The sequence below is a fragment of the Flavobacterium stagni genome (genome assembly GCF_004122105.1).
GTDB lineage: Bacteria > Bacteroidota > Bacteroidia > Flavobacteriales > Flavobacteriaceae > Flavobacterium > Flavobacterium stagni.
On sequence record NZ_SBKN01000035.1, the window covers coordinates 1 to 228 of the forward strand.

A 228-nucleotide genomic window follows, 5' to 3' on the forward strand; every position below is an offset into this window, starting at 1 on the left:
GTGGTACTGCTGTACCTAATGTGTTGGTAAACGATACCTTAAACGGTCAACCTGTTACTTTGGCGCAAGTGAACTTAACGCAAGTTTCTACAACGAGTCCAAATGTAACTTTAGATCCTGCAACCGGAGCGGTGAATGTTGCTCCTGGAACGCCTGCAGGTACTTACACTTTAGTATACCAAATCTGTGAAATCTTAAACCCTGCTAACTGTGATACAGCTACTGTAA

At 43.0% G+C, this 228-nt stretch carries 1 protein-coding gene; it reads left to right on the forward strand.

Annotated features, from left to right (window positions below):
• On the forward strand, positions 1-228 hold a 228-nt coding region (locus tag EQG61_RS13850), incomplete at both ends, for a hypothetical protein (protein WP_164974949.1).